The following is a 25,853-nucleotide window of genomic DNA, read 5'->3' as shown; positions in this document are numbered from 1 at the left end:
GATTTATTGTGATGGGATTAGCGGTGAAAACCGCAGAAAACGATACAGTTTAACGCAGCCGCCCCATTCCGGCCTAACGAGCGGCAAGCTCGGTTAGCTCAGCGGTGTCCGCCCAGTCGTTCTCAAGAAATAGCGTAGGGTCCAGAGGGTAACCTGCCACCCGCACCTCATAGTGCAAATGGTTGCCAGTGCTGCGGCCCGTAGAGCCCACCCTGGCAATCTGCTGCCCCTTGGTGACGAGCTCTCCAAGCTTGACCGATATGGATGACGCGTGGGCGTAGCGTGTCACCACGCCATTACCATGGTTGATTTCCACCATTTTTCCGTAACCGGGAACATACCGTGCCTCGGTGACCACCCCGCCCGAAGCCGCCAGAATAGGCGTCCCCCTCGGTGCAGCGAAGTCCAGCCCTTCGTGCATGGCATGACGCCCTGTTACAGGGTGACGCCGCCAACCAAAAGAAGAAGACACATAAGGCTGATTGACAGGGTTCAGCGCCGGCAGGCTTTCCTTCATGCCGGCGCGTTGTGTGAGTACCGTATCCAGCATACCCAGCCGTTCGCCACCCGCAGCCAGCCTGCGCTCCAGAAGGTCGAGTTCGCGCCCCAGCGATTCAGCCGACCAATCTTGCTGCCATGAAGCTTGCTCACTGGCGGCCTCCATATCGATGATGGACTGCTCCAGCCCTGCTTGGATTTCAGGCTCGATATACGAGACGCCGGCCGCACCCGCCAAACGCCGCCCCAGCCCTTCAATGGCGATCAACCTGGCCTGCATGTCACCCAGCTTTGCAGCCAGTACGCCCACATTTTCACGTATGTAATCGGCTTGTTGCAGAGACTGTTCCGTGATCACACCGCCTCGCACAGCACTGGCTTGTTGGCCGCCGTCAAATTGCGATTGCATCCACGCGCCTGCCACCGCCGACACGGCCATGGCCACCCCGCTCGCGATGCAGATCAGGCCCAGCTTCAGGGCTTTGGCAGTAGAATGAGATGTATTGCTACTCATGTCTGGTATTTTCCGGTTTGAATGCTTATAAGTCGCGCGCCGCAAAAGCGCGCTCACAACGCTCGAGCCCACGAAACCGCCCTGCGGCATCGGCGCTCAACTGGCTTGCTCTCGATGAAACGGGTGCCAGCATCATGGCGACTGCACAGATGCTTATGCAGGCCGAAGACATTATTCGTAAGGCGCTGCCGCCCGTTCTGGCTCACAGCTGCCGTGTCGCCAACATAGACAGACAATGCCTGACACTGGCAGTTCCCGCCGCAGCGTACGCTACCCGTTTGCGGCAGCTCACACCCACACTGTTGCGCAAGCTCACCCACCACGGCTGGAACCTTAGCCAGATCGATATCCGCGTTCAAGCGGGGCTGCTGGCCCAGACACACAAAAGTCCACCCCGGGAAGTACAGCCCTTGGGGCGTACTGCCCTGGACAGCTTTCAGGAACTACAGCAAAAAGTTGAACCCGGCCCGCTGGCAGATGCGATCAGCCGTTTGCTGACACACCATGGGCGCTGATTGAGATAGGGCTGATAGCTCAGCGTTCGCAGCCTGAGGAGAATCAGGCCACTTTCCATTCGTAGTCGAAGGCCTTGGGAGCGGTTTCGGGAGACTCGTACGTCACGAATTCCCAGGCATCCTGCTGAGCTAGCAAGGCGCGCGCCAATTGGTTGTTGAGACCATGGCCCGATTTGCAGGCCACATAATGCGCAACCAGCGGGTGGCCAATAAGGTAAAGGTCGCCAATGGCATCGAGAATTTTGTGCTTGACGAATTCATCGTCGAACCGCAGGCCGTCGGAATTAAGCACCCGATATTCGTCCATTACGATGGCGTTATCGAGGCTGCCGCCGCGTGCCAAACCGATGGAGCGCAACGCCTCGACTTCGCTGGCGAAACCGAAAGTACGTGCGCGAGCAATCGTCTTGACGTAGGAATCCTTGCCGAAATCGACCTTGGCGAAATTGGCGGTGGAGTCGATGGCGGGATGTTTGAAGTCGATAGAAAACGACAGTGCAAAACCGTCGTAAGGTTCGAGGCGCGCCCACTTGGCGTCCTTGCCTTCGCCTTCACGTACTTCGACTGTCTTGAGCACGCGCAGGAATTTCTTGGGAGCCGCCTGCTCTTGCAGGCCTGCACTACGCAACAAGTACACGAACGTGCCAGCGCTGCCATCCATGATGGGCACTTCTTCAGCCGTGAGATCGACATGCAGATTATCGATACCCAGCCCGGCCAATGCCGACATCAGGTGTTCGACGGTAGAGACACGAACATCGCCCTGCTGCAGCACAGAAGCCAAGCGAGTATTGCCGACTTGATCAGCCTTTGCGGGAAGGCTTACGACCTCGGGCAGGTCAACGCGATGAAACACGATACCGGTATCAGGCGCAGCGGGCCGGAGCGTAAGCTCAACACGGCGGCCGGAATGAAGACCGACGCCTTTGGTGGATATCGTTTTCTGAATGGTGCGTTGACGTAGCATGAGTAAGGCCGTTGTGATTATTTCAATATCTATTGTAACCGCTGCGCGGGTTTACCACGAAATTTGATCTGTTTCAATGGACTGCAAAGCAGGGCCAGTGATAGGACGACGCCCGACACGACATGAATCGACACGATTTCACACGAGCACGTTACATACTGCGGTTAAGCACGCCCGGCCAAGGCACACCTCCCGGGGAAAGGAAGTGCACCTTGGAGCACCCGGCAGCCACTTTAGCAGCCGCCGGGCATGTGAAGGAAGAACTTAAAACCGGATAAGGTTCGGTTCTTAGTCAGCCTGCTTACGCAAGAACGCCGGAATATCGTAGTGATCCATGCCTGCGGTTTCCAGCGCACGCACCTGGGCCGAAGCCTGGCTGCGGGGGTTGCGGAAAACCGACGGCACGTCGAGATCCTGGTGTTCGACAGGGCTGTCGTCCGTTCCTGTGCGCAGCACTTCAGCGCTGTTGTGTACCAGTTGCGGGCGGGCGTTTTCACGGCCCAGACCGGTTGCTACCACGGTGACACGCAGGTTCTCACCCATCGACTCATCGTAGGCGTTACCGAAGATAACGGTTGCATCTTCAGCCGCGTAGCCACGGATGGTTTCCATGATTTCGCGGGTCTCGCGCATTTTCAGCGAACGGCTGGAGGTGATGTTTACCAACATACCGCGGGCGCCGTGCAGATCCACGCCTTCCAGCAGCGGGCAAGCAATGGCTTGTTCCGCCGCCACGCGAGCGCGGTCGGCACCGGCAGCCACCGCTGTACCCATCATGGCCTGACCCTGCTCGCCCATAATGGTTTTCACGTCTTCAAAGTCAACGTTAACGTTACCTTCGACATTGATGATTTCGGCGATGCCCGCGCAAGCGTTGTGCAGCACATCATCAGCAGATTTGAAGCAATCTTCCTGAGTAGCATCCTCATCGAGCAGGTCGTAGAGGTTCTCGTTCAGAACAACGATCAGCGAATGCACATGGCGAGACAGTTCCGCAATGCCTTCTTCCGCCATTTTCATACGCTTGCTGCCTTCAAACGAGAATGGCTTGGTCACCACGCCCACGGTCAGGATGCCCAGCTCTTTGGCAACTTCAGCCACGACCGGGCTGGCACCTGTACCGGTACCGCCGCCCATGCCAGCCGTAATGAAAACCATATGTGCGCCATTAAGCGCAGCGCGGATTTCCTCACGAGCGGTTTCGGCCGCGGCACGACCTTGCTCAGGCTTGGCGCCAGCGCCCAAACCCGTGCGACCCAGGCGGATCTGAACTTGCGCTTCAGATGCTGCCAACGCCTGCGCATCCGTGTTGCAGCAAATGAACTCCACTCCCTGCACACCGCTTTGAATCATGTGGCCCACTGCGTTGCCGCCCGCGCCACCTACGCCGACCACTTTGATCACCGTGCCGCTGGCACTGGTATCGAGCATTTCAAAATTCATCATGATTGGACTCCTTCACATCTATCCATGTATGTCAAAAGTTCAGTTCCCCAGTACTACTGTGTGGATGGATTTCAAACCAAATGCCAGCGGGGCTCGCACCTGATTTGAAACACGTCCACGGACAAGCGCACAGGCTTGCCCATAAGGCCAACGGCCCTAATTCATGAACCACTCCTTCATGCGCGCCAGCAAAGTGGCAAAGCTGCCCTTCTGCTGCGCAACCTTGCGACCACGCGCGCGCTGAATGCGGGCTTCTTGCAACAAGCCCATCACGGTAGAAAATCTCGGATTGTGCATCACATCGGCCAAGCTGCCCTCATAGGCAGGAATACCGATGCGCACCGGTTTCAGAAATACATCTTCGGCCAGCTCAACAATGCCCGGCAGCAGTGCTGTGCCGCCTGTCAGCACCACGCCGGAAGCCAGCAAATCCTCGTAGCCGGATTCCCGCACGACCTGTTGTACAAAACCAAACAGCTCCTCGACGCGCGGCTCGATTACAGCTCCCAGCGCCTGGCGCTTGACCTGACGGTTGGGGCGGTCGCCCAAGCCCGGCACTTCGATCTGTTCATCCGGGTTGACCAGAACCTGCTTGGCCACACCGTAGCGCAGCTTGATTTCTTCGGCGTCCGGCGTTGGCGTGCGCAACATGGCCGCGATATCGCTGGTGATCTGGTCGCCGGCAATAGGCACAACAGCCGTATGACGGATCGCCCCGTTGGTGTAAATGGCCACATCGGTAGTACCGCCACCGATATCCACCAATACCACACCCAATTCTTTCTCGTCGGAAGTCAGACAAGCCATGCTGGAAGCCAGAGGCTGGAGCGTGAGATCCTGCACTTCCAAGCCACAACGGCGTACGCACTTCACAATGTTCTGCGCCGCGCTGACGGCACCCGTCACAATATGGACGCGCACTTCCAGTCGCAGGCCGCTCATGCCAATGGGCTCACGGATATCTTCCTGGGAGTCCACAATGAATTCCTGGGTCAGCACATGCAGCACCTGCTGATCGGTGGGAATATTCACCGCCCGCGCGGTTTCAATGACACGGGCGACGTCGGTGGCGGTCACTTCTTTGTCCTTCACGGCCACCATGCCGCTGGAGTTGAAGCTGCTGATGTGGCTGCCGGCAATGCCTGTATACACTTCGCGGATCTTGCAATCAGCCATCAGCTCGGCTTCTTCAAGCGCACGCTGAATCGAATTCACTGTCGATTCGATATTGACCACCACGCCTTTGCGCATGCCGCGCGACTCGTGTTGGCCCAGGCCCAGAACCTCGAAGCGGCCTTCCGGCAGGATCTCGGCCACCACCGCCACCACCTTGCTGGTGCCTATGTCGAGTGCAACGATCAGGTCCTTGATGTCACGGGTCATAATGTTTTACTTGTTCGGTGTTGGGGTAACGGGCGCCAGAGTAATGGCGAAACCATTCGGATAACGTAAATCAGCGTGGGCGATCTCACGGCCATTAATGCTTTGCGCCAGCTTTGGCCATGCTTCAACAAAACGTTCAATGCGGGCCGCAAACGGCACGGCGCCGGAACGGCCATGCGGGTCGGCGATATCTGCCGCCGGGTCGCGCCCCAGGGTCAAGCGCATGCCGTCGGACAACGTGGCCTCCCAGGCATAGCGCGGGCTGAGCTCTAGCTCATTGACCCGCAAGTGCAAAGGGGCGAACCAGCGGGCCACTTCTGCATAACGCTGCACCACCAGCCGCTCAGAATCCTCGGGCCCTTTAAGATGGGGCAGCACGATATCGTCCGGCAGCTCTTCCGCATAGGCCAGAAAGGACTCACCCCAGGTGTTGATCATTTCATTTTCATTCCACAATGCCAGGGGCTGATGTTCTTCGATATAGATCGTCAAGCTATCAGGCCAGACACGCTGCACTCGAGCGTGACGCACCCAAGGCGTGGTTTCAATCAGGCGACGTGTTTCATCCAGGTCGATGAAAAAGAAATTGCCACGCAACTTGTCTTTAATGGTCTCACTGAGACTGGAAGCCGTCACAAAGCGCAAGTCGGTTTCTGCCTCTGCCGGTTGCAGCCGTAATGACGAAATCGCAAAATACGGGCGCTGTGCCACCCAGACGACCGCGCCCAGCAACAAAGCGCACACCGCCAGCACAGCCAGTGAGTTCGCAATGAAGTTGATGAGCCGGGCGTCCTGAAACACGTCGTCCCCCTAAGCCTTAACCGGGCCGCGCACTTTGCACGACGCAGTAGAAAGAATGGCCAGACACAATTCGGCATAACTCATACCGGCCGCCTTGGCGCCCATCGGCACCAAGGAATGGCTGGTCATGCCCGGTGATGTATTCATCTCGAGCAACCAGGGCTGGTTATCAGCGTCCAACATGAAATCGGCGCGCCCCCACCCTTCGCAACCCAAGGTGCGATAGGCTTTTTCTGCCAAGCGCTGAATATGCTCGGTGAGCGCTCCATCCAGCTCAGCGGGGCAGACATACTGTGTCGCGTTCGAAATGTATTTGTGCTCGTAATCGTAGTTGCCACCCGGCGCGATGATTTCGACCACTGGCAGCGCGTAGGCGTCGGCCCCCTTGCCCAACAGCGGCACAGTCAGCTCGCGGCCATTCACAAACTGCTCGGCCAACACCTGGTCATCAAAACGGGCAGCCTCCTCGTAAGCGTCTTTCAGGTCGGCTGCTTTCTGCACCTTGGTAATACCCAGGGTGGAGCCTTCGTGGGGTGGCTTGAGCATCAGGGGCCAACCCAGCGGGGCGGCCTTGGGAAGATCTTCTTCACTGGTCAGCACCACAAACGCAGGTGTGGGCAGCCCGTGTTGCAGCCACACGCGCTTGGTCATGATTTTGTCCATGGACAAGCTCGACGCCATGGGCCCGCTGCCTGTGTAGGGGATTTGCAGCAGCTCAAGCGCGCCTTGAATAGTGCCGTCCTCTCCATACCGGCCATGCAGAGCAATGAACACACGGTCAAAACCCGCATCGGCCAGATCCGCCAGCGACTGGCGTCCGGTATCGAACAAATGCGCATCCACGCCCTGGCTGCGTAACGCTTCGCAAACACCTTCCCCGGACATCAGAGAAACTTCCCGTTCAGCAGACTGCCCGCCGTACAACACGCCGACGCGACCAAAATTCGTGTTCATTGCATTTCTCCCAACTGGCCCGGCACCTTGCTCACGGAACCCGCGCCCATGACCAGCACCACATCGCCATCACGCACGAAGTCGTATATGGCCTGCGGCAAGTCAGCCACATCCTCAACAAAAACCGGTTCAACTCGCCCGGCCACGCGCAGTGCTCTGGCCAATGCCCGCCCGTCTGCGGCAACCAGCGGCTGCTCGCCAGCGGCATATACCTCGGTCAGGAGCACGGCATCTGCACCGCCAATCACTTTCACGAAGTCCTCAAAGCAATCGCGGGTGCGCGTATAGCGGTGCGGCTGGAATGCCAGCACAATGCGCCGATCGGGCCAGGCGCCGCGCGCAGCTTCCAGCGTGGCGGCCATTTCGTTGGGGTGGTGACCATAATCGTCCACGACAGTAAAGCTGCCGCCGCCATTACGCTCTTGCACGGGGAAGTCTCCCACCATGCTGAAGCGGCGCCCAACCCCCGTAAAGGTTTCCAGCGCGGCAGCAATTTTTTCATCTGGCACGCCCAGCTCTGTCGCCACGGCAATCGCCGCCAAGGCGTTAAGCACATTGTGACGGCCAGGCAGATTCAGCTTTATGGAAAGCGGCGGCAAAGCGCCGGTAGCGCCATGGCGTTCGACATCGAACCGCATGAATGTGCCTTCGGGGCGCAAATTCCGCGCCATGACCTGGGCTTCTGTATCGATCCCATAGGTTGTTACCGGGCGGGACACAAAAGGCATGATTTCCCTGACGTTGGCATCGTCCGCACACAGAATCGCCGAACCATAGAAAGGCAGGCGTTGCGTGAACTCGACAAAGGCACTCTTCAAACGCGCCAGATCGTGGCCGTAGGTGTCCATATGGTCCACATCAATATTGGTGATGATGGCCATAACCGGCAGCAGGTTCAGAAAAGAAGCGTCGGATTCATCGGCTTCGACCACGATGAAATCGCCCTGGCCCAAGCGGGCATTGGCGCCGGCGGAATTCAGACGCCCGCCAATTACAAAGGTGGGGTCAAGTTCGCCGGCGGCCAGAACGCTGGCTACCAGACTGGTAGTCGTGGTCTTGCCATGCGTCCCAGCTACGGCAATGCCACGCTTCAGCCGCATGAGTTCTGCCAGCATCAATGCACGCGGCACAACTGGAATACGCGCCGCACGAGCCGCCAGAACTTCGGGGTTGTCGGCAGTCACCGCAGTAGAAACTACGATGGCACCCACGCCTTTCACATTGTCAGCACTGTGGCCAATGAATACCCGCGCTCCGAGTTTCTGCAGACGCCGGGTGACTGCGGAGGCTTGAATATCAGAACCACTGATGGCGTAACCCAGGTTAAGCAGCACTTCCGCAATGCCGCTCATGCCCGAACCGCCAATCCCTACAAAATGAATGCTTTGAATGCGGTGCTTCATGCCGCCCTCCTTGCCGCTTGCTCACATACGTCGGCGATGCTCTGCGTCGCCGACAGGCAGGCGTGCTCTTGCGCATGGCGCGCCACTTCACAAAGGGCAGCCCTATCTTGCCCGCGCAGCCAGGTCGCCAGCCATTGTGCTGAAAACCCACTTTGCGGCTGTAGCCAAGCACCCTGGCAATCAGCCAGATAGCGCGCATTGGCGGTCTGATGATCATCAATCGCGTGAGGCAGAGGAATGAACAATGCCGCCACACCGGCCGCAGCGACTTCGGCTACCGTCATGGCACCAGCGCGGCAGACCACAACATCCGTCTCCGCCATAGTGGCCGCCATGTCTTCAATAAAGGCCACACATTGGGCTTGGACCCCGTTGTTACGGTACCGCTCTTCTAACTGTTGAATATGCTGGGCGCCGGACTGATGTATGACTTCCGGGCGCTCGGCCGGCTCCAGTAGCGCCAAGGCTTCCGGCACAACTTCATTCAGAATAGATGCTCCCAGGCTGCCCCCAACAACCAGCAGGCGCAGCGGCCCCTGCCGCTGTGCGTAACGGTCAGTCGCCGGCGCCAGATTCCGGAAGGATTCCCGTACCGGATTTCCCACCATGACGGCACCCTGCAAGGCGCCCGGAAAACCAGCCAGCACCTTGCGTGCAATGCGCGCAAGCCAACGGTTGGCCGTACCCGCCACCGCATTTTGTTCATGCACGACCAGCGGAATGCCCGCCAACCGCGCCATCAGCCCGCCCGGGAACGCAACATAACCGCCCATGCCCAGGACAACATCCGCTTGTGCTTGGGCCAAGGCCCGGCGCGCCTGCAGGCACGCCTTGGCGAGCGTGAACGGCAACTTCAACAAGGTAATCAAACCTTTGCCACGCAAGCCGGAGAACTCTAACGGCAGCATCTCGATACCCTGCTCGGGCACCAGCTTGCCTTCCATACGGTCTGGGTTGCCCAACCACAGCACCCGCCAGCCTCGCGCTTTCATTTCATGCGCCACGGCCAGCCCTGGCATGATGTGCCCACCCGTTCCGCCTGCCATGATGACCAGAGTTCGCGTCGTCATGTGCGCTTCCCCCTCATCATGTTGCGATTTTCGTAATCCACACGGGCGAGTAAAGCCACGGCGACGATATTCATAACAATACCCGTGCCGCCATAACTCACCAGCGGCAGTGTCAGCCCCTTGGTGGGCAGCAGCCCGATGCACACCCCAATATTGATAAAGGTCTGCACGCCAAACCACAGTGCCACGCCCTGGGCTACCAAGCCGCTGAATGTGCGATCCATGGCAATGGCCTGGCGGCCAATTTCAAAACCCCGCCACACCACAAAGGCAAACGCGATGATCAGGCCTGCCACACCAACAAACCCCAGTTCTTCACCAATGACTGCGACGATGAAGTCCGTGTGGGCTTCGGGCAGGTAATGCAGTTTTTCTACGCTAGCTCCCAACCCTACGCCAAACCATTCGCCACGCCCCAGGGCGATCAGCGAATGCGAAAGTTGATAGGCGCTGCCATAAGCATTTTCAGGATTCCACGGGTCCAAGTACACGAACAGCCGCTCGCGCCGCCAGGGCGAAAGCCATATCAACAAAAGAAAGCAGGCCAGCAAACTGGTGAGCAACACGCTGAAAAGCTTGCCATTGATGCCGCCAATAAACAGCACGCCGATTGCAATCGCAACAATCACCATGAAGGCGCCTAGGTCGGGCTCCAGCAGCAATAACATACCGACCACGGCCAGTGCGCAGCTCATGGGCAGGAAACCGCGCAGGAAGTTATGCATATGCTGCTGCTTGCGCACGGTATAGTCGGCGGCAAACAGCACCACTGCTACCTTCATCAGTTCGGATGGCTGGAAATTGACAATGCCCAGCGGCAGCCAGCGTCGCGCACCATTGACCTCCCGACCAACGCCGGGAATCAGCACAATCATCAGCAGCAGCAGGCACAGCAGGAAGAGCGGTACGGCAAAGCGCTCCCAAACATGCATGGGTACGGTAAAAGCAATTAGCGCTGCCACTGTGCCCAGAAGAATGAATATCCCATGGCGGGCAACAAAATAGTACTGCCCATAATTTGCGTAACGTGGGCCATCCGCCAGAGCGATCGAAGCGGAATACACCATCAACAGGCCGAACAGCACCAAGGTCGCGCACACCACAATGAGCGCGCTATCCACAAGCGGCATGCTGGTGCGGCCTTGCCGCACAGCCCCTGCTCCAGAACCGCCAAGACCAGAGAACAGGCTCATGCGACCTCCCCCCTATCCATGGCCAGCTCGTCAACCGCCTCGGCAAAGCTCCGGCCTCGCTGCATATAGTTCTGAAACATGTCCATGCTGGCGCAGGCAGGTGATAGCAGCACGACGTCACCGCTAGCAGCCTGATCCATTGCCGCCGCTACGGCTTCCTCCATGCTGGAAGCCTCGCTCACAGCGGTGAACGCTTCGCCCAACGCGGAACGAATCAGCGGAGCATCCTGCCCGATCAACACTACAGCCTTAGCATGGCGCTTGATGGTTTGCGCCAGGGGGCTGAAATCCTGGCCTTTCCCAAGGCCTCCGGCAATCAGCACAACTGGCCGCCCCATACCCTCCAGCGCGGCCACTGTGGCACCCACATTAGTGCCCTTGCTGTCATTGACAAAGTCCACCCCCGACACGCTGCGCAGGAACTCACAGCGATGCGGCTCACCGCCGTAATCGCGTAAAGCGTGAAGCATAGGCGCGAGGCTGCAGCCTGCTGCTTGCAGCAAAGCCAGAGCGGCCTGAGCATTTAGAGCATTGTGGCGGCCCCGCAGACGCAAGGCTTCGGTCGGCATCAAACGCTGGGCAACCCCGGTTGGGCGCTGCGGTGCTTCCTTAAGTTTGCGCCGGGCCGCAGCAGACAGGGGCTCGGCTTCAGTTTGCGGCACGACGGACAGCCATTCAATGCCATGGCTTTCTTCCAGGCCAAAATCACCCTCGTACTCGGGCTGCCCGCGCCCGAAACTGCGCACATCCGAAAGTTGCAGGCCTTCAACCATTGCCATCACGAGCGCATCGTCGCGATTCACAACGCGCACCTGTGCATTGGCGAGCAAACGTGCTTTAGCGGCGGCATAGGCTTGCATGGAACCATGCCAGTCAAGATGATCCTGACTAAGGTTGAGCACCACTGCGGCGTCGCACTTGAGACGATGCGTGCTTTCCAGCTGGAAGCTCGAAAGCTCAAGCACCCAGAGATCGGGCAAAGCATCGTTGTCGAGTGCGTCCATCAGGGCGGTCAGGGCGGGCGGGCTAATATTGCCTGCTGCAACTGCTTGAAGCCCGCTAGCTTCGGCCAAGCGTCGGGCCAGAGCTGTGACCGTCGTTTTACCATTGGTGCCTGTCACTGCCAGCAACTTTGGCTGATAGCCCTGCTGGGCGAGGTCTTCCAAAGCAAGAGCAAAAAGCTGGATCTCGCCGATGACTTCCGCCCCCTGTGCACGCGCTTGTGCCAAAAATGCCGCCAAGGGTTCGTCAAACGGACACAGGCCCGGGCTGAGCACCACCCGCGTCACCCCTTGCAAGGTCGGGGCTGTCAGCGCCTCATCTCCCAGGCGGGTATCGGGCCGAACAGCCGCCTGCTCAAGCAGTTCATCCAGCCCCGACGGCGCAACGCGCGTGTCAGCAATACGCAGGGCAACATCATGCCTCAGGCACCAGCGTGCAGCGGCCAAGCCCGTCTCGCCCAACCCTAAAACCAGGGTCAGGCCGGCTTGCTGCAGAGAGGGAAAGGCCACGCTGTTCATCGTATTTTCAGAGACGCCAGACCGACCAGCACCAACATCATGGTGATGATCCAAAAACGCACCACGACCTGGGTTTCTTTCCAGCCCGTGACTTCAAAGTGGTGATGCAGCGGCGCCATCTTAAAGATCCGCCGCCCTTCTCCATATCTTTTCTTGGTGTACTTAAACCAAGCGACTTGCAACATCACCGACAGGGTTTCCACTACGAACACCCCGCCCATGATGAAGAGCACGATTTCCTGGCGGACAATCACAGCAATGGTGCCCAGTGCACCGCCCAATGCCAGCGCTCCCACGTCTCCCATGAAGACCTGCGCCGGGTAAGCGTTAAACCACAGAAACGCCAGGCCAGCTCCACCAATGGCAGCACACAGCACCATCAGCTCGCCCGCGCCGGGAATGTAGGGGAACAGCAGGTATTTGGAATAGTCCACCCGGCCCACGACGTAAGCAAAAATCCCCAGTGCGCTACCCACCATGACTGTCGGCATAATGGCCAAACCATCCAGGCCGTCTGTCAGGTTTACTGCATTGCTGGAGCCCACGATCACCAACCAAGTCAGCGCTGCGAAACCGAATACGCCCAACGGATAGCTGACTGATTTGAAAAACGGAACGATAAGATCGGCACGGGTCGGCAGCGGCAAAGTGAAGCCACTCAGCACCCAATCACGGAACAGCGGCCACAATTCGGCGCTGTCGGGAGCAGCTACCGCAAAAGTCAGGTAAACAGACGCTATCAAGCCAATAATCGCCTGATAGAAGAACTTGCGCCGTGAAGACATACCTTCCGGGTCACGGTTGACCACTTTCTTGTAATCGTCGGCCCACCCTATCCAACCAAAGCCAAACGTCACCAGCAGCACCACCCATACGAAACGGTTGGTCCAGTCTGCCCATAACAAGGTCGCCACGCCGATACTGATCAGAATCAGGGCGCCACCCATGGTGGGTGTGCCGGTTTTCTGTAAGTGGCTTTCGGGGCCGTAGGAGCGAACCGCCTGGCCAATTTTCAGCTCGGTCAGGCGGCGTATCACCCAGGGCCCGGCCAACAGGCCTATCAGCAAAGCGGTGGCACAAGCCAGCACTGCCCGCAGGGTGATGTATTCAAACACCCCGAAGGCTCTGATATGCTCATCTGAGAGCCAACGTGCCAGCTCAAGCAGCATGATTCCCTCCCGTCTGTCCGTTCTGGGCCGGGATAATTTCCTCTATGACTCTTTCCATTCGAGTACTGCGCGATCCTTTTACGAGGACATGCCCAGGCGGTTGATCGGCCAAAGCGGCGACCAAACTAGGAATGTCTTCAAACGACAAGGCGCCGTCCCCAAACGCGCGAGCAGCATGGGCGGCGTCATTGCCAAACGTGAAAAGCATGTCGATGCCGCGCTCCAGAGCGTAGGCGCCAACTTCGGCATGCATGGCTGGGCTGTTTGCGCCAATTTCACCCATCGTGCCAAGCACTAGGGTACGGCGCCCGGGCAGATCGGCCAGCACATCGATGGCCGCCCGCACGGAATCAGGGTTGGCATTGTAACTGTCATCAATGAGCTGATGGCCATCGGGCAGTGTATGCAATTGCATCCGTCCTGCCACAGGGTTAAATGCCTCAAGACCGCGAGCAATCGCTTCCAGAGGCGCCCCGGCGGCAACCGAACAAGCCGCCGCCGCGAGCGCATTGCGCAGGTTGTGTACACCCGCCATATTCAAGGTCACGGACACGGCCCCCAGAGGCGTGTGCAAGCGGAAAACCGTGCGAGTGGGCTCTGCGTGTATTTCGTCAGCATAAATCTGAAAATGCGATTCAAACCCAAAGCAGAGGCTGCGGGCATCGCCCGCCATGTCGCGCCACAGGTCGGTGTAAGTATCGTCGCCTGGGTAGACGGCCACGCCTTCACTGCCCAAGCCCTTTAATACCGTGCCATTTTCCTCGGCTACGGCATCGACGGTATGCATAAATTCCTGATGCTCGCGCTGGGCATTGTTGACCAGAGCGATAGTCGGATGCGCGATATCGGCTAACAGCGCAATTTCACCGGGATGATTCATACCCAGCTCAAAAACCGCAGCACGATGTGCGCGTGACAGGCGTAACACACTGAGCGGCACGCCTATGTCGTTATTCAGGTTCCCCTGGGTAGCCACCATGGAGCCTTCGCCCAGCCATGCCTTCAGAATGGCGGCAATCATCTCTTTGGTGGTGGTCTTGCCGTTGCTCCCTGTAACCGCAATCAGCGGCAGGTCAAACAAACGGCGCCAAGTGGAGGCAATGCGAATCAGCGCTTGCCGGGTATCACCCAGAACAAACTGAGGAACCCCCGCGCCGGGCACGGAATGAGCCACAATCGCCGCAATCGCTCCGCGGCCAGCGGCCCGCTCAACGTAATCATGCCCATCGAACCGCTCGCCACTGAGCGCCAGGAAAATCTGCCCCGGTGCAACGGTGCGACTGTCGGAAGTCAGCTTGGGGTAAGCACGCCATGTCAGGGCGAAACGCGCCCACTCACGGTCATCAAAGGGGCTGCGCACGCCACGCACTTCCTGGTAGGTCTCGTGACCTTTGCCCGCCAACAAGACGATATCCGTAGGCTGCGTGCACCACACTGCGGTCAGAATCGCTGCGGCTCGATCCAGCTCAACGAGAGGCTCGTGCTTCATACCCGACAGAATGGCTGCCGCGATTGCCTCAGGCTCTTCATCCCTGGGGTTATCGTTGGTAACAATGACCCGATCTGCCAGACGCTCTGCCACGCCCCCCATAAGGCTTCGCTTGCCGGGATCACGACTGCCACCGCAGCCGAATACGCAAACAATGCGCCCACCGCGGACCTCGGCCACGCTACGCAATGAGACAAGCGCACGTTCCAAGGCATCAGGAGTATGGGCGTAATCCACCACCACCATGGGGCCGTTGGCGGTGCCCGCCTCTGCCTCAACGATCTGTAAGCGGCCTTCGACCGGGCGCAATTCCGACATGATCCGTGCCGTGCGCGACAACGACCAGCCAAGTTCCTGCAAAACACCCGCCACCAGAAGCAGGTTGGACACATTGTGCAGGCCGATCAGGCGAGTCAGAACCTGTACGCTGCCTTCATCACGAGAAATATTGAAGATCAGGCCGTATGTACCGGCATGAATATCCAGCGCCCGGATGTCCGCTGAGGACTCCGACTCAATCGAATAGGACAAACAGCGACGGCCCGCAAGACGTGACAGCAAGTCAACACCCGCGCCATCGTCAGCGTTAACAATAGAAGTCTCCAGACCCGGCCAGTCAAACAGAGCAAACTTCGCATCCCGATAAGCACCTAGCGTACCGTGATAATCCAGATGGTCGTGCGTCAGATTGGTGAAAGCCGCAATCTTGATGTGCACAGCATCGAGCCGCCCCTGGGCCACCCCAATAGATGAAGCCTCTATCGCCACCACTTCTGCACCGGCTGCGCGCATTGCCGCCAGATGGCCATGCATAGACAACACATCGGGGGTGGTAAGCTCGCCACCCAGATTGCGGCCATCGGGCAAAGTGGCGCCCAACGTGCCAATGGTCCCGCACGGAACACCGTCGGCATTCAAAGCGGCGGCAATCCACTGTACGGTAGTGGTTTTGCCATTGGTGCCTGTCACTGCCACGACCGACAAGGCGTCCGAAGGGCAGCCATACCAGAGGTGGGCCGTCTCACCCATGAGAGAAACCAGGCCTTCGACTTCCAATACCGGCACAGCATCAGAGTTCTGTTTCAGGCCGTCGGGCGCCGGCGCCTGTACGACTAACGCGGCGGCGCCCGCGGCGATGGCGGCTTCAACGTGCTGCCGGCCATCGCCGGCAAAGCCCGGACATGCGAAGAACACATCTCCAGGTGTAATACGCCTTGAGTCCAGACGCAGCTGCGCCTGTTTCTGAACATGGCTTTGCAGCCATTTAATAATATCCTGGGCCTTCATTGCGCCACCTCTTTATTGGGTGCGATCGCTACCATGGAATCAATGGGAGCATCGGGCTGCACACCAAGGCGCCGCAAGCTGCTTTCCACTATATTCGCAAACACAGGTGCTGCCACCCTTCCCCCGTAATACGCTCCCGCTCGCGGCTCGTCGATGCTCACAGCCACTACGATGCGCGGATTCGACACCGGGGCGAAGCCTACAAAGGAGCTGCGGTAGTCCGTCTTACTGTATTTTCCGTTAACAATTTTGCGGGCTGTGCCGCTTTTGCCCGCCACACGATAACCCTGCACTTGGGCCAGCTTGGCGCCATCGGGGCCCGCTGCTGCTTCAAGAATCCCACGCACTTGCCGGGCCACCTGCGCACTGAAAATCTGCTTGCTAGTGGCCGCCCCCTCGCGCTTGAGCAGCGACAACGACACCATGTCGCCATCGCGGGCGAACACAGAGTAAGCCTGCGCCAGCTGCAATAACGACACTGAAAGACCATAACCATAGGACATGGTGGCTTGTTCAATAGGCCGCCAACGCTCCCAGGGGCGCAGCCGACCCGCAGCGACACCGGGGAAATTCGCTTCCGGCGCACGCCCGAACCCCAGCTCACTGAATGTTGTCCACATATCCTGCGCAGTCAAACGCTCGGAAATCATGGCCATGCCAATATTGCTGGAACGGCGCACGATATCTGCCACGTTCACCTGACCATTGCGACTGACATCAGAAATCGTCTCGCCATGGAAGCGATAGCGGCCATTGCCCGTATCGAACATCGTATTCATGGTGACTTTCCGGCTTTCCAGCGCCAGCGCCACCGTGAACGGTTTCATGGTCGAACCCGGCTCGAAAGTATCTACCATGACCCGGTTGCGCAGCGCCGGGCCCTTGCGCCCGCTACGGTCATTGGGGTCGTAAGAAGGCAAGTTCACTAGTGCCAGCACTTCCCCGGTCTGCACATCCAGCACCACACCCGCGGCGGCACTCGCCTTGTTCTCTTCCATGGCCTGCTTGAGTGCCGTATAGGTGTCGTACTGTAGACCCGCATCAATGGAAATATGCAGATCCTTGCCGTTTACGGGCGGGACAACCGCCTGCACGTCTTCGATCACCCGGCCCAGGCGATCCTTGATCACCCTGCGTGAACCTGCCTGCCCCGACAAGGCTTCGTTGAAAGCCAGCTCCACGCCTTCGAGGCCTTCGTCTTCAATGCTGGTGAACCCAAGCACGTGAGCCATCAGGCTGTTTTCCGGATAAAAACGCCGCATCTCACCCAACTGGTGAAAACCGGGCACGTTGAGCTTGCGAACCTGGTCGGCGATCTCCGGTGAAACCTGCCGTTTTATGTAGACAAACGTCCGTTTGGTATCCGCCACCCTGGCCTGAATGTCAGAGGCATTCATATCCAGCAGTTTGGCCAGTTCTGCCAACTGCGCCTCGCTCGCGGCACGTGTATCTTCAGGAATTGCCCAAATCGCGCGTGCAGGCACACTGGCAGCCAGCACCACAGAGCCGCTGCGGTCAAAGATCTTTCCGCGCGTGGCAGGCAGCACCAGAGTGCGCTCATAGCGGCGCTCACCTTGCGCCTGCAGGAATTCATCGTCCATGCCCTGCACATAAAGCGCCTTGGCAAACAGAGCGACGAATCCCAGCATCAATAGCAGGAAAACCAGCTTGGCCCGCCACATCGGCATCTGACGATCAAGCACCGGGCTATTGAAGAAGGGAATGCGCTTCATGGCCGCCCTCCTTGCTGTGTCACGGGGTGATCAAGATAAATGCTGCGATCGGGCGTCGCCGTGACCATACCCAAATCGCTGCGGGCGATGTGGTCAATACGGGCGTTGCGGGCCAGCTCAGCGCGCTCAAGCTGCAAGCGACGCCACTCGATATCGAGCTCGCGGCTACGATCTTCAAGCTGCTCGACAGCCACAAACAGTTGCCGCGACTGGTGCCGCGCGGTCACCAGGGAAATGGCGGAAACCATGAGTATGACGGCCAACACGATGCATAAACGCCCCATCAGCGCCGCCCTCCGCGAGTAGTGCGGCCGCCCATGGGCACCAACCGCATTGCTTTCACGAAAGAAGCGCCCTGGTCGGCTGGCAGGGGCGCAGAGGTGCGTTCAGCCACTCGCATCACAGCAGAACGCGCCCTGACGTTTTCAGCGGTTTCTGCCGCCGTGGGCACCACCTTGCCCAACGACCGCAACACCGGGGGCGGCATCTGGTCTTCCGGTATTGGTAAACGCGCCATTTCACTACCAGGACGGGCCGCCGCAGCAATACATTGCTTCACCATGCGGTCTTCCAAGGAATGGAAGCTGATGATAGCCAGACGGCCGCCGGGCGCAAGTACCTTTAGAGTTGCCGCGAGGGCGCGAGCGAGCTCCTGGAGTTCCTGGTTGATGTGAATCCGTATAGCTTGAAAGCTCCGTGTGGCCGGATGTTGACCTTTCTCGCGAGTGCGGACGGCGCCGGCGACGAGCTCGGCGAGTTGGAGCGTGGTGAGTAGCGGCCGGGATTCGCGGCCAGCAACAATCGCCTTTGCAATCTGGAAAGCAAACCGTTCTTCGCCATAAGTCGCTAAAACCTCCTTAATTTCTTCAAGACCAGCTTGCGCCAGCCATTGCGCAGCGGTAATACCGCTGCTCGTATCCATACGCATATCGAGCGGACCTTCCCTCATAAAGGAAAAGCCCCGTTGCGCGTCGTCTATCTGAGGGGAAGACACACCCAAGTCGAGGAGCACGCCATTCACGCGCTCGATGCCCAATGCTTCAAGATGTTGCGGCATATCGCCAAAACCGCCATGCACGACCCGCACGCGGGCATCTTCGTTACTCAAAGCGTTGGCAGCCTCAATGGCTTGTGGGTCTTTGTCGAATACCACCAACGTCGCCTCGGGGGCGAGCCGTTGCAGCAGGAAACGGCTGTGGCCGCCCCGGCCAAATGTGCCATCAACAAAAACGCCGCCCAGCGGCGGTGCACTATCCGGCGTCGCGGCAGCCGCCCGACGCTTGCCGAACGATGCGTTCAGCAAGGCGTCTACTGCGGGCTCCAACAGCACGGTACGGTGCACGAATTCCATAAGACTGCTCAGAAAGAAAATTGATCAAGGATGTCCGTCATGCCTTTGGCCAGATCTTCGGCCTCGCGGCGCTGCAAGGTGGCGGCATCCCAGAGCTCAAAATGACCGCCCATGCCTAGCAACATGACTTCTTTGCTAAGGCCGGCGGCGCTGCGTAGTTCGGGCGCAACCAACACACGCCCTGCTCCGTCGATATCGACGTCCTGAGCATTTCCCAACATGAGTCGCTGCAATACGCGCGCGCCCGCAGGCAGTCGCGCGATTTCTTCGCGTTTGATTTCCCACACCGGGCGGGGATACACCAACAGGCATCCGTCCGGGTGACGCGTCAGTGTCAGATGCCCCTCGCACTGGGCTGTCAGCGCGTCACGATGCCGGGTCGGTATGGTTACCCGACCCTTTGCATCCAACGAGAGAGCGCTGCTGCCCTGGAACAAGATGATATCCCCACTTTCATGCACTTTATCCTACTTTTCCCCACTCTACGGTAAGCCGGCAACCCGGTCAAGCGTCAGTAGCGATTTTTTTCAATGACAACAAGTACTTAGCGCTGATATCGCACAAGCACAAAAGAAAAAACCATTTGAAAATCAAGGGATTGGCGGCACAACTAAAAGCAGAACTTTAGATTGCGCCATGGAATGTCAAGAAAAGAGAGGAAATGTGAGGCGAGTCTGTAGGCCGGATTCTGTACACCGGATAGCCGGTGGGCAATCATTCATCTGGGCGCGCCATTACTGACGCGCTCGTGCCATCTACCCGCATGCTCGGGCGGGCCGCCCTGAAGGTTCCGAAGAACCCACGCATGCCTATTTGATGTTGCTCCGGATAGAGGTTGCCGCGTTTCACCCTACAGCGTCATGGTGACATGCCACCATGGAGTACGGAGATAGCCGTACCCGTGCCACTTAAGGCCCCCGCCGCAGACTCGTCTCTGTGGCCCTATTCCTCGGCTTGACGACGCTGACGCGCCGCGACGCCGGACGGCTGTTAGCCGCTACCCTGCCCTGCGGAGTCCGGACCTTCCTCGATGCTTGCGCACCGCGATTGCCCGACTCGCCCCACTTGGGTATTGTAACCTGCGACAATAGAACAACTTGTCGGGCAACCCGCTTTCATCGATATTTTTACAATGGCCGTATCCCTCATTACCCTGACCAATGCACAACTGGCCTTCGGGCACCATGCCCTGTTGGCCGGCACCGATCTCACCATTCAGCAAGGCGACCGCATCGGCCTCATTGGCCGCAACGGCGCCGGTAAGTCGTCGCTTCTCAAGGTTCTTGACGGCCGGATTGAACCGGACGACGGCGAGGTCATGCGGATAAGCGGCCTGACCGTGGCCACTGTCGAGCAAGAACCTAAACTCGACGACAACGCCACTGTGCTGGAATGGCTGTGCGGCAACTATATCGAACGTGAACACTGGCAACGCCCCGCCATTGCGGGGTCTTTAATCGATCAACTCGGCCTGCAACCCGACGCGCCCATTGCCGGCCTATCGGGCGGCACCCGCAAACGCGTAGCGCTCGCACGCGCTCTGGCCGACAGCCCTGATCTCCTACTACTGGACGAACCCACCAACCATCTGGATTTCGACGGCATTCTATGGCTGCAGAACATGTTGGTTGAGTCGCGCTGCGCGCTAGTCGTCATCACTCACGATCGGCGCTTTTTGGATGAAGTCGCAACCCGCATTGTTGAACTGGACCGTGGGCGGCTTTACAGCTTCCCAGGCAACTTCTCCCAATGGCAGGCGCGCAAGGCAGAAATGCTGGAAGCGGAGCAACAACAGGACGCCCGCTTCGATAAATTTCTGGCGCAGGAAGAGGTCTGGATACGCAAAGGCGTCGAAGCTCGCCGCACTCGTAATGAAGGGCGGGTACGACGCCTAGAACAACTGCGCCGCGAACGTGCTGAACGCCGCGAACGTGCCGGCAATGTACGCATGGCGGTGGCCGAAGGCGCTCGGTCAGGCAAACTGGTGGCCGAACTTGAAAACATCCACCACCAATATGGGGAACGGGTCATTGTTCGTGATTTTTCCACCACCATAATGCGCGGCGACCGTATCGGCCTTATCGGCCCCAATGGGGCCGGCAAAACCACCATGCTGCGCATTATCTTGGGAGAACTCCAACCCGATAGGGGTTCGGTGCGCCATGGCACCAACCTGACTGTGGGCTATTTCGACCAAATGCGCGCGAATCTGGATGAAAACGCCACCCTGGCCGAAACCATCAATCCAGGCAGTGAGTGGGTGGAGATAGGTAATCAGCGTAAGCATGTCATGAGCTATCTGGAAGATTTCCTGTTCGCGCCGGCACGCTCACAGTCGCCGGTTTCCAGCCTCTCCGGAGGGGAACGCGCCCGACTGGCTCTGGCCCGCATGTTCGCTCGCCCTACCAACGTGCTAGTACTCGACGAACCCACCAACGATCTGGATATCGAAACGCTTGAGTTACTGGAAGAACTGCTCCAAGACTACAGCGGAACCGTGCTCCTGGTCAGTCACGACCGTACTTTTCTCGATAACGTCGTCACCCAGACACTGGTCGCCGAAGGTGGCGGCGCTTGGCGTGAATACGTAGGTGGCTACGACGATTGGCTGGCCCAACGCGAAGAGCCGGCGCCAAAAGCCAAGGCAGAGACTGCCGCCCCGGCAGAAAAACCCAAACCTGCTGCACCGGCACGCCCTCGCGGGGGGCGGGGCAGCACACGCCTGACTAACTGGGAAGCCAAAGAGCTCGAAACCCTGCCCGATGCCATTGCTGAAGTGGAATCCCAACAAGAAGCGCTGACAGCCGAACTTTCCAACCCGGAACTCTACCAACAGAACCCGGAACGGGCCGGCCAGATCAATGCAGAGTTAGCAGCGCTCGAAGAAAAACTTGAAACGCTATTCGACCGCTGGGAAACGTTAGAAGCCAAACGCGCTGAATCCTGAACGCTTAAAGCCCCGGTGTGGTCACGGTGCGCTCATTGGCAACGGCGCACTCACACCGACTAGCCTTTAGGCCACCAAACTCCACTCTAGCGTCTCGCCTGCAGCGAGCGGCACAAGCTCGTGCTCACCCATGGGCAGCGTGGCCGGAATGGTAAAAGCGCGTCGTTCCAGCGTTAACGTGCCGGTATTGACGGGCAAACCATAAAACGCCGGGCCATTGAGGCTGGCGAATGCCTCCAGGCGATCAAGGCGGCCCGCACGGGAGAAAGCCGTCGCGTAGAGTTCCATTGCATGCAAGGCGGTGTAACAGCCCGCACATCCGCAAGCATGCTCTTTCAGGCCTCGCGGATGCGGCGCGCTATCAGTGCCCAGAAAAAAGCGGGGGGAATCGCTTGTTGCCGCCTGCACCAGCGCCTGCCGGTGTACTTCGCGCTTCAGAACCGGCAAACAATACCAGTGCGGCCTCAAGCCGCCCTGGAAAAGCGCGTTACGGTTGTACAGCAAGTGGTGCGCAGTGATAGTGGCCGCAATAGGCCCTTCCGCCTGGCTCACGTAGTCAACGCCATCCTTGGTGGTGAGGTGCTCGAAAACCACCTTCAGTTCAGGAAACTGCTGGCGCAGAGGAATCATCACCCGCTCAATAAAAACGGCTTCGCGATCAAAAAGGTCAATGTCCGGGTCGGTGACTTCACCATGCACCAGCAGCGGCATGCCAATTTCTTGCATGGCCTCAAGCGCAGCCGAACAGTGCTTGAGCAGGTCGGTCACCCCTGCATCGGAATTGGTGGTGGCGCCAGCCGGGTACAGTTTGACCGCATGAATGACCCCGGTGGAGTGCGCCATACGAATTTCTTCGGCAGAGGTATTGTCCGTCAGGTACAGCGTCATCAGAGGCGTGAACGAGTTGTCGCCCAGCCCTGCCTGAGAAACAGCCTCCAGAATGCGCTCGCGGTATTCCAATGCCTGCTCGCCCGTCGTAACCGGCGGCTGCAAATTCGGCATGACGATGGCGCGCTGGAACTGCCTGGCGGTATCGCCAACCACGGCGGCCAACGTTGGGCCGTCGCGCAGGTGCAAATGCCAGTCGTCAGGCCGGATAATGGTGAGGGTCTGGGGCGTTGCTTCGGACATATTCGTATCTACTCTTGGTTTTCACCGCTTGCGAGCGGCATACTGCGTTCCACCAGGCGCACCAACATGGCACAGCCGTGGGGAATGACATCATCATTGAAATCGAAAGCGGCATTATGCAGGACGCAGCCAGATTCCGCGCCGCCCTGCCCGAGCCGGAAAAACGCCCCAGGGCGCTGCTGCAGCATGTAGGAGAAATCCTCCGAACCCATTGACGGAGTCAGGTTATCCACCACATTCTCTTCGCCAAAAAGCTCTCTCGCAACATCCGCCACCCGTTGCGCATGGCTAGGCGTATTGATAGTGGCGGGGAACAAACGTTTGTAATTGAGCTCGATACGTGCTTGGAAAGCCGCGGCAATACCCGCAACAACCTCTTGCATGCGCGCAACGATTTTTTCCTGAATCACCGGGTTAAATGTTCTGACTGTCCCCACCATGCTGGCGGTATGGGGAATCACATTCATGGCTTCAAGATTACCTGCTTTGACTGCTGAGACCGTTAACACTGCCGCTTCCGGCCCCGGCACGTTGCGAGACACAATGGTCTGCAAAGCGGAGATCAGTTGTGCTGCGATAACGATAGGGTCATTGGTTTGATAAGCATGGGCGCCATGGCCTCCACGCCCTTCGATAAAAATCTCGAACGAATCTGCCGCCGCCATCATGGGCCCGTCATTGACGCCAATCACCCCGGGCGGCAGGCTGGGCCAGTTATGTAGCGCGTACACTGCATCGCAGTGAAAGCGCTCGAACAGCCCGTCTTCCAACATGGCCTGGGCCCCGCCAAGGCCTTCTTCTGCCGGTTGGAATATCAGCACAACCCGGCCATCAAAATTACGTGTTTCTGCCAAGTAACGGGCCACGCCCAGCATGATAGCGGTATGGCCGTCATGCCCGCAGGCATGCATAACGCCGTCTCGCTTCGATTTATATGGGCGGCTACCGCTTTCGTTGATGGGCAAGGCATCCATATCAGCGCGTAAACCAATCGAACGCCCGCTGGTATTGGCTTTGCCTGCCAATACACCCACCACTCCGGTGCGCCCTATGCCAGTATGAACTTCATAGCCCAGCGCCTTGAGCGTACGGGCCACCAGAGCAGATGTGCGGACTTCCTGGAAGCCCAGCTCGGGATGAGCGTGGATGTCGCGTCTGACGGCGGTAAGCTCGTCGTGGAACATGTTAATGGCTTGTAGTACATGTTGATACGACATTCTGGTGAAATCCCTGCACAATCTATGGATAAGAGCCGAACCCGTACATTAACATAGCGCGGCAGCACACCATTCGCCGCCTCGGGTCAACCCCCGTGGCGCAATCTACACAAGACGCTGGTGCTGCGGTTTCTCTCAAGTTATGCTGCACACCGTACATTCAACCAACAAATACCGTCAGGAGCCCAGTTCTATGGCAACATCCAAAAAAGCCGCTCGTAAACCCAACGCCGCATTCATGAAACCCCTCACCCCGAGCGCCACGCTGGCTGCCGTGATTGGCTCCGACCCACTGCCGCGCACTGAAGTCACCAAGAAGATCTGGGAATACATCAAGAAGCACGATCTGCAAGACCCCGCCAACCGTCGCAATATCAACGCTGACGACAAACTGCGCCCGCTGTTCGGCAAGGACCAGGTCTCCATGTTTGAGCTCACCAAACTGGTCAGCGCTCACCTGTCATAAGCGCCAGACTAAAAGGCCCTGGTGAAATAAACAGCCGGTACCGATTCGCGCATCGGCGTCGCCATGCGAATGTCTGCGCACAGGGACGTGGTCGCGACATCAAGGCTTTGCCATGGTCTTTAAGCCAAAAAAAACGCTGGTCTAATAACCAGCGTTTTTTTATTTACCCTAAGAATGAACGGACTCGCAAAGCCCGGCTTCAAGCGGCCTTAAAAATCGGCGTTAGGCGTGTTTCCTGCAAACAAGGCCAGCCACCCCTTGGCGATGCGATAAACGACCCATACCAGAGCAATAAGGCCGGTTATCCAGCCAATAAAGATAAATGTGCCCAGGGCGCTGAGCGCGAACCACAAAAGCCCCCACCAGAAGGTTTTCAATACCCAGTCAAAATGGGGGGCGTACAACGTGCCCGCTGCTTCGGAGCGCTTCAGATATGCCAGAACAATGGCTGCAATTGTTGCCACGCCAAAAAAACCAGCGCTGATCAGGCCCAGAGCGAAAAGGCCGTAAATCAGATGAGTGAGCCGACGCAAAGTGAGGCAATTATCGGGTTCTTGCTGCGGAAAAGCTTGTGACATGTAGGGGAGTCTCCGTGACATGAATGCGGTACGAATAGAACTTTCAAGTAGGCTCTTGTACCACAACGTTGTCATTTTATCTGATTCTGTTTCTCCAAAGCCAAAACCCCACCCGGTTGTTACCGGATGGGGTTTTGAGGGATAAGTGCCTGACGATGACCTACTTTCACAGACGTCCGTCCACTATCATCGGCGCAAAGGCGTTTCACGGTCCTGTTCGG

Annotated in this window: 22 protein-coding genes and 1 other RNA gene; 3 read left to right on the top strand and 20 right to left on the bottom strand. The window is 58.3% G+C overall.

Translation table 11 applies throughout. The features are described from left to right. Positions 1–73: 73 nt before the first annotated feature. Positions 74–1,012: a M23 family metallopeptidase gene (locus VRY85_RS14455; protein ID WP_414599310.1), complete on the bottom strand. Its 939-nt coding sequence runs from the start codon at positions 1,010–1,012 to the stop codon at positions 74–76. 134 nt (positions 1,013–1,146) lie between these two features. On the opposite strand from VRY85_RS14455, the gene VRY85_RS14450 reads away from it, so the two are divergent. Further along, positions 1,147–1,527: a DciA family protein gene (locus tag VRY85_RS14450; protein ID WP_414599309.1), complete on the top strand. Its 381-nt coding sequence runs from the start codon at positions 1,147–1,149 to the stop codon at positions 1,525–1,527. Positions 1,528–1,570: 43 nt separating this feature from the next. Here VRY85_RS14450 and lpxC read toward each other — a convergent pair whose 3' ends face one another. From lpxC to rnpB, 16 genes are all read right to left on the bottom strand, one after another. Further along, complete coding sequence (gene lpxC, locus VRY85_RS14445) at positions 1,571–2,494, bottom strand: UDP-3-O-acyl-N-acetylglucosamine deacetylase (protein WP_414599308.1); 924 nt, start codon at positions 2,492–2,494, stop codon at positions 1,571–1,573. 288 nt (positions 2,495–2,782) lie between these two features. Continuing rightward, positions 2,783–3,940, bottom strand: a complete 1,158-nt coding sequence (gene ftsZ / locus VRY85_RS14440; RefSeq protein WP_414599307.1) for a cell division protein FtsZ — start codon at positions 3,938–3,940, stop codon at positions 2,783–2,785. Between the two features lie 156 nt (positions 3,941–4,096). After that, positions 4,097–5,323 carry a cell division protein FtsA gene (gene ftsA / locus VRY85_RS14435; RefSeq protein ID WP_414599306.1) on the bottom strand — a complete coding sequence of 409 codons (1,227 nt, stop codon included), beginning with the start codon at positions 5,321–5,323 and terminating at the stop codon, positions 4,097–4,099. Positions 5,324–5,329: 6 nt separating this feature from the next. Continuing rightward, positions 5,330–6,124, bottom strand: coding sequence for a cell division protein FtsQ/DivIB (locus VRY85_RS14430; protein WP_414599305.1), 795 nt, complete (start codon positions 6,122–6,124; stop codon positions 5,330–5,332). A 9-nt stretch (positions 6,125–6,133) separates the two neighbouring features. Then, positions 6,134–7,078 carry a D-alanine--D-alanine ligase gene (locus VRY85_RS14425; RefSeq protein ID WP_414599304.1) on the bottom strand — a complete coding sequence of 315 codons (945 nt, stop codon included), beginning with the start codon at positions 7,076–7,078 and terminating at the stop codon, positions 6,134–6,136. Then, a complete protein-coding gene (murC, locus tag VRY85_RS14420) occupies positions 7,075–8,481 on the bottom strand; it encodes a UDP-N-acetylmuramate--L-alanine ligase (RefSeq protein WP_414599303.1) in 1,407 nt (468 codons plus the stop codon). Before murC ends, VRY85_RS14425 begins: the two co-directional genes overlap by 4 nt. Further along, a complete protein-coding gene (murG, locus tag VRY85_RS14415; protein ID WP_414599302.1) occupies positions 8,478–9,551 on the bottom strand; it encodes an undecaprenyldiphospho-muramoylpentapeptide beta-N-acetylglucosaminyltransferase in 1,074 nt (357 codons plus the stop codon). The genes murC and murG overlap by 4 nt, the downstream gene beginning before the upstream one ends. Next, entirely contained in the window at positions 9,548–10,744 is a 1,197-nt protein-coding gene (gene ftsW / locus VRY85_RS14410) for a putative lipid II flippase FtsW (protein WP_414599301.1), read from the bottom strand. The genes murG and ftsW overlap by 4 nt, the downstream gene beginning before the upstream one ends. Then, the gene (murD, locus tag VRY85_RS14405; RefSeq protein ID WP_414599300.1) at positions 10,741–12,264 is read right to left on the bottom strand and encodes a UDP-N-acetylmuramoyl-L-alanine--D-glutamate ligase; all 1,524 of its coding nucleotides are present in this window, start codon (positions 12,262–12,264) and stop codon (positions 10,741–10,743) included. The genes ftsW and murD overlap by 4 nt, the downstream gene beginning before the upstream one ends. Continuing rightward, positions 12,261–13,433 (bottom strand): phospho-N-acetylmuramoyl-pentapeptide-transferase, encoded by a 1,173-nt coding sequence (gene mraY, locus VRY85_RS14400; protein WP_414599299.1) that lies wholly within the window; start codon positions 13,431–13,433, stop codon positions 12,261–12,263. Before mraY ends, murD begins: the two co-directional genes overlap by 4 nt. Then, on the bottom strand, positions 13,423–16,209 hold the full coding sequence (gene murF / locus VRY85_RS14395) for a bifunctional UDP-N-acetylmuramoyl-L-alanyl-D-glutamate--2,6-diaminopimelate ligase MurE/UDP-N-acetylmuramoyl-tripeptide--D-alanyl-D-alanine ligase MurF (protein WP_414599298.1): 2,787 nt from the start codon (positions 16,207–16,209) through the stop codon (positions 13,423–13,425). Before murF ends, mraY begins: the two co-directional genes overlap by 11 nt. Continuing rightward, positions 16,206–17,942, bottom strand: coding sequence for a peptidoglycan D,D-transpeptidase FtsI family protein (locus tag VRY85_RS14390; RefSeq protein ID WP_414599297.1), 1,737 nt, complete (start codon positions 17,940–17,942; stop codon positions 16,206–16,208). Before VRY85_RS14390 ends, murF begins: the two co-directional genes overlap by 4 nt. Further along, complete coding sequence (ftsL, locus tag VRY85_RS14385; protein WP_414599296.1) at positions 17,939–18,226, bottom strand: cell division protein FtsL; 288 nt, start codon at positions 18,224–18,226, stop codon at positions 17,939–17,941. Before ftsL ends, VRY85_RS14390 begins: the two co-directional genes overlap by 4 nt. Continuing rightward, complete coding sequence (gene rsmH, locus VRY85_RS14380; protein ID WP_414599295.1) at positions 18,226–19,293, bottom strand: 16S rRNA (cytosine(1402)-N(4))-methyltransferase RsmH; 1,068 nt, start codon at positions 19,291–19,293, stop codon at positions 18,226–18,228. The genes ftsL and rsmH overlap by 1 nt, the downstream gene beginning before the upstream one ends. An 8-nt stretch (positions 19,294–19,301) precedes the next feature. After that, positions 19,302–19,730, bottom strand: a complete 429-nt coding sequence (gene mraZ / locus VRY85_RS14375; protein WP_414599294.1) for a division/cell wall cluster transcriptional repressor MraZ — start codon at positions 19,728–19,730, stop codon at positions 19,302–19,304. 224 nt (positions 19,731–19,954) lie between these two features. Continuing rightward, an RNA gene (rnpB, locus tag VRY85_RS14370) (RNase P RNA component class A) lies at positions 19,955–20,356 on the bottom strand. Positions 20,357–20,425: 69 nt separating this feature from the next. Here rnpB and VRY85_RS14365 point away from each other — a divergent pair. Then, positions 20,426–22,240 carry an ATP-binding cassette domain-containing protein gene (locus VRY85_RS14365; protein WP_414599293.1) on the top strand — a complete coding sequence of 605 codons (1,815 nt, stop codon included), beginning with the start codon at positions 20,426–20,428 and terminating at the stop codon, positions 22,238–22,240. Between the two features lie 66 nt (positions 22,241–22,306). Here the strand turns inward: VRY85_RS14365 and pyrC are convergent, their stop codons facing one another. Together pyrC and VRY85_RS14355 are read right to left on the bottom strand one after the other, a co-directional pair. Continuing rightward, positions 22,307–23,371, bottom strand: a complete 1,065-nt coding sequence (pyrC, locus tag VRY85_RS14360; protein ID WP_414599292.1) for a dihydroorotase — start codon at positions 23,369–23,371, stop codon at positions 22,307–22,309. Positions 23,372–23,379: 8 nt separating this feature from the next. Then, complete coding sequence (locus tag VRY85_RS14355; RefSeq protein ID WP_414599291.1) at positions 23,380–24,588, bottom strand: M20 aminoacylase family protein; 1,209 nt, start codon at positions 24,586–24,588, stop codon at positions 23,380–23,382. Between the two features lie 193 nt (positions 24,589–24,781). Between VRY85_RS14355 and VRY85_RS14350 the strand changes: the two genes are divergently transcribed. Continuing rightward, a complete protein-coding gene (locus tag VRY85_RS14350; protein WP_414599290.1) occupies positions 24,782–25,054 on the top strand; it encodes an SWIB/MDM2 domain-containing protein in 273 nt (90 codons plus the stop codon). Between the two features lie 209 nt (positions 25,055–25,263). On the opposite strand, the gene VRY85_RS14345 is transcribed toward VRY85_RS14350, so the two are convergent. Then, positions 25,264–25,632, bottom strand: coding sequence for a DUF4870 family protein (locus VRY85_RS14345; protein WP_414599289.1), 369 nt, complete (start codon positions 25,630–25,632; stop codon positions 25,264–25,266). Positions 25,633–25,853 lie beyond the last annotated feature (221 nt).

It is taken from the genome of Achromobacter sp. F4_2707, assembly GCF_047501535.1.
Lineage (GTDB): Bacteria > Pseudomonadota > Gammaproteobacteria > Burkholderiales > Burkholderiaceae_B > Yanghanlia.
This window is presented reverse-complemented; position numbering and strand designations above follow the sequence as displayed.

What these genes read in the sequence shown, in the direction of transcription:
- pyrC (WP_414599292.1), bottom strand. Translation starts at nt 23,371, where the DNA reads ATGTCCGAAGCAACGCCCCAGACCCTCACCATTATCCGGCCTGACGAC.
- ftsZ (WP_414599307.1), bottom strand. Translation starts at nt 3,940, where the DNA reads ATGATGAATTTTGAAATGCTCGATACCAGTGCCAGCGGCACGGTGATC.
- murD (WP_414599300.1), bottom strand. Translation starts at nt 12,264, where the DNA reads ATGAACAGCGTGGCCTTTCCCTCTCTGCAGCAAGCCGGCCTGACCCTG.
- VRY85_RS14450 (WP_414599309.1), top strand. Translation starts at nt 1,147, where the DNA reads ATGGCGACTGCACAGATGCTTATGCAGGCCGAAGACATTATTCGTAAG.
- VRY85_RS14355 (WP_414599291.1), bottom strand. Translation starts at nt 24,588, where the DNA reads ATGTCGTATCAACATGTACTACAAGCCATTAACATGTTCCACGACGAG.
- ftsL (WP_414599296.1), bottom strand. Translation starts at nt 18,226, where the DNA reads ATGGGGCGTTTATGCATCGTGTTGGCCGTCATACTCATGGTTTCCGCC.
- VRY85_RS14345 (WP_414599289.1), bottom strand. Translation starts at nt 25,632, where the DNA reads ATGTCACAAGCTTTTCCGCAGCAAGAACCCGATAATTGCCTCACTTTG.
- VRY85_RS14365 (WP_414599293.1), top strand. Translation starts at nt 20,426, where the DNA reads ATGGCCGTATCCCTCATTACCCTGACCAATGCACAACTGGCCTTCGGG.
- murC (WP_414599303.1), bottom strand. Translation starts at nt 8,481, where the DNA reads ATGAAGCACCGCATTCAAAGCATTCATTTTGTAGGGATTGGCGGTTCG.
- rsmH (WP_414599295.1), bottom strand. Translation starts at nt 19,293, where the DNA reads ATGGAATTCGTGCACCGTACCGTGCTGTTGGAGCCCGCAGTAGACGCC.
- lpxC (WP_414599308.1), bottom strand. Translation starts at nt 2,494, where the DNA reads ATGCTACGTCAACGCACCATTCAGAAAACGATATCCACCAAAGGCGTC.
- mraY (WP_414599299.1), bottom strand. Translation starts at nt 13,433, where the DNA reads ATGCTGCTTGAGCTGGCACGTTGGCTCTCAGATGAGCATATCAGAGCC.
- murG (WP_414599302.1), bottom strand. Translation starts at nt 9,551, where the DNA reads ATGACGACGCGAACTCTGGTCATCATGGCAGGCGGAACGGGTGGGCAC.
- ftsW (WP_414599301.1), bottom strand. Translation starts at nt 10,744, where the DNA reads ATGAGCCTGTTCTCTGGTCTTGGCGGTTCTGGAGCAGGGGCTGTGCGG.
- VRY85_RS14390 (WP_414599297.1), bottom strand. Translation starts at nt 17,942, where the DNA reads ATGAAGCGCATTCCCTTCTTCAATAGCCCGGTGCTTGATCGTCAGATG.
- VRY85_RS14425 (WP_414599304.1), bottom strand. Translation starts at nt 7,078, where the DNA reads ATGAACACGAATTTTGGTCGCGTCGGCGTGTTGTACGGCGGGCAGTCT.
- VRY85_RS14455 (WP_414599310.1), bottom strand. Translation starts at nt 1,012, where the DNA reads ATGAGTAGCAATACATCTCATTCTACTGCCAAAGCCCTGAAGCTGGGC.
- ftsA (WP_414599306.1), bottom strand. Translation starts at nt 5,323, where the DNA reads ATGACCCGTGACATCAAGGACCTGATCGTTGCACTCGACATAGGCACC.
- VRY85_RS14350 (WP_414599290.1), top strand. Translation starts at nt 24,782, where the DNA reads ATGGCAACATCCAAAAAAGCCGCTCGTAAACCCAACGCCGCATTCATG.
- murF (WP_414599298.1), bottom strand. Translation starts at nt 16,209, where the DNA reads ATGAAGGCCCAGGATATTATTAAATGGCTGCAAAGCCATGTTCAGAAA.